This is a genomic window from uncultured Caldilinea sp. (genome assembly GCF_937128415.1).
GTDB lineage: Bacteria > Chloroflexota > Anaerolineae > Caldilineales > Caldilineaceae > Caldilinea.
On record NZ_CAKZMJ010000013.1, the window covers coordinates 1 to 3,026 of the forward strand.

2 protein-coding genes are annotated in these 3,026 nt (G+C 63.2%); both read right to left on the reverse strand.

Translation table 11 applies throughout. The features are described 5' to 3' along the window. Nucleotides 1–192: 192 nt before the first annotated feature. Complete coding sequence (locus Q0367_RS01820; protein ID WP_298980720.1) at nucleotides 193–1,500, reverse strand: sugar ABC transporter substrate-binding protein; 1,308 nt, start codon at nucleotides 1,498–1,500, stop codon at nucleotides 193–195. A gap of 251 nt (nucleotides 1,501–1,751) precedes the next feature. After that, nucleotides 1,752–2,918, reverse strand: a complete 1,167-nt coding sequence (locus tag Q0367_RS01825; protein ID WP_298980721.1) for a DUF1343 domain-containing protein — start codon at nucleotides 2,916–2,918, stop codon at nucleotides 1,752–1,754. Nucleotides 2,919–3,026 lie beyond the last annotated feature (108 nt).

Sequence of the window (3,026 nt, forward strand, 5' to 3'; positions counted from 1 at the left end):
GCGCGCAGCACCGGATAGCCCAGGAACACAAAGAAGAAGAACATCCCCGGCGCAATGAAAAAATAGCTCCATTTGTGACGATGCCAGAAGCGAGCAATCTCGGTCATGAGCTCTGTTCTCCGCTGGAAAAAGATTGGAGATTGAGGACGCCCTGCGCGCCTGCACCTCAATCTCCAATCTCTAGCCTCTCCGTCACTGATTCAGCGCATCCAGCTCCGCCTGATAGAGCGGGGCGATCTCATCCATCGCCTGTTGCGCGCTCTTTTCACCGAGGATGATGGCCTGCAAAGCGGCGCCGTACATGGAGCCGAGTTCGGCGGAGGTGGCGACCGGCGCCTCATAGATGCCGTATTCGACCAGACGGGCCACGACCTCGCGGTTGGGCGTGGTGGCGTAGAACATGTTGCTGCGGCGCAACCCCGGCGCCAGCTGCCAATTTTCCACATCCTGGGCGACCTCGCTGCTGGTCAGGTAGCGGGCCAGCCTGTGCGCCGCCTCCACCTTCGCCTTGTCCTCAACGTCAACGACCGCAAAGAGGCCGAAGGCGCCGTTCGTCACCAGCCTGCCCAGGTCGCCGGTCGGCGGGGGCAGCACCGCCAGCGGGAAGCCGCTGTTTTCCAGGTCGGGGATGAAGCCGGGCGTGCTCATCAGCAGCGCCACGTTCCGTAGTTCCTTGAACTGAGAGGCGCGTGTTGCTTGATCGACCGTGCCGAAGTCCGGCGGCGTCACTTTGTGCTCTAGTCTCAGCGACGCAATTTTCTCCAGCGCAGAGACGCCTTCTGGCTCATTCTGCACGAACCGTTTGCCGTCCGGGCTGAGGATGCGCCCGCCGTCGATGTACATCAACGGATAATATTCGATGGCGCCCCACTTGGAGGAGGCGGTGAAGCCGTAGACCTGCGTGCCGTCGTCGCGCGTGAAGGTGAGCTGTTTCGCTGCCGCCACAAACTCATCCCATGTCCACGGATCTTCGATGGTGGGCAGTTCAACCCCGCGCTCGGCCAGAATGTCGGTGTTGGCGAAGAGGGAGATGGCCGTCACCCACAGCGGCCACGCCCACACCTTGCCGTCGACCGTCGCCACCTGGAAGGCGCTCTCATAGAAGTCCGCCTTGTCCTCATCGGTCAGGTAGGGCGTAATCTCAGAGAGGATGCCCTGCTTGGCGTAGCGAGGCAGGTTGGGGCTGGTGACGCGGAAGATGTTGATGTCGCTGCCGCCGGCCAGCGCCGTCTCCAGCTTGGTGTCGCCCTCCACCGTCCACGGGATGCCGACGATGTCTACATCGATGTCCGGGTTCTTCTGCTCAAAGATCTCGATCGCCTTCGCCGTGTTGACCGAGCCGGCGTCGGTGCCGCCCTCGACATAGCCGCGCTGGTAGAAGACGATGCGCGTTTTGGTCGGCGCGGCCTCGCCTGGCGCAGACGGCGCCACCACCGTGCAGGCGCTCACCAGCATCGAGAGCACAATCAATCCGGCGAACACTCCGTACCATCGTTTCATGACAGTTCTCCTTTCAGTGAAATAGCAAGATTCAACGGCAATGCGGAGAAAATGTTGTTGCAGCTTTCTTCAGGGCGTCTCACCTCCCTTTCTGTGACAGTGTAAGGCTGCCCTCCGATGGGCGTCGATGCGACGCCGTTCTCTGCGCCTGCACCGCTTCTATAGACGGCTCTAGGCCTGTGTTGTGACGATGTTCCAGGGCTGAACAGGGCCGGTTTCCACGCCCACCGTGCATACAAGGGCCACAGCGCTCAGAGCGCCTCGGCATACAGCAGATAAGGCGCGCGTCGCTCCCGAAACGCGGATTCGTTCGTGCGCCACGATTCGGTCAGGCTGGGAACGTCGTATCCCGCCGATAAACCCTCCCGGACGGTCGAATTGCCGATCAAGAGATCAAAGTGAGGCGGCCTGCCTTCCCAACTGGATTCCAGAAATGCAAAGCGCTCCGGGTCCTGCGCGCGGCAGGCGGCGATCACGTGCAGGCCGACGGCGACAGGGTGCATGGCGGTGCGATCCAGGACATGCACCTGCACCCCCTGGCAGCGTTTTCCGGCGTGTTTGCTGGCCGACGGCTCGAAGTGAACCGGCCGAAAGCGCACCCCCGGCAAGTCGAGGTGGTTGAGCGTCGCCGCCAGCCGATAGCCGTCCAACCACGGCGCGCCGACGATCTCGAAGGGCAACGCGGCGCCGCGGCCTTCGGAGAGGTTCGTCCCCTCCACCAGGCAAGTCCCCGGATAGACGGTGGCGGTGCTGAGGTGCGGCATGCCCGGCGACGTGGGAACCCAGGGCAGGCCGGTCTGGTCGAACCACAGCGAGCGCCGCCACCCCTGCATCGGCAGCACGGTCAGGTCGGCGCCGAAGCCTTGCTCGTCGTTGATGAGGAGCGCCAGCTCGCCCAGCGTCATGCCATGACGGATAGGGATGTCGATGATGCCGATGAAAGAGTGAAGCCCAGGCTCAACCGGCGGGCCTTCGATAGTTATGCCGTTGATCGGATTGGGACGGTCGAGCACCAACAGAGGGATTCCTGTGCGCCCGCTTGCGCGCACCAGGAAATAAAGCGTGCTGAGATAGGTGTAAAAACGCACGCCCACATCCTGCATGTCGAAAATGAGCAGGTCCACGTCGGCCAACATGGCGGGGGTCGGCTCGCGCTCCTCGCCGTACAGGCTGTAAACGGGAACGCCCAATCGCGCATGGACGGCGTGTTGCACCGGGGCGCCGTCCGCCGCCGCGCCGTCAAAGCCATGCTCCGGCCCAAACAGCGCGGTCAGCGTGGCGCCGGCGGTGAGGAGCGCATCTTCAGCGCTGCGCAGGTCAGGGGTGACGGCGGCCGCCTGCGCCACCAGACCGATGCGCCGCCCTCGAAGCAGCTCCGGGCGCTCTTCAACCAACTGCTGCAATCCGGTTCTCACCATCGTTCACCGTCCCCCCTTGAATGTTCACCGCCCTGCCTGAAGATGAAAGCGAAACTTGTAGCGGTCGCCGCGGTAGGTGGACAACACATATTCCACCGGTTCGCCCTC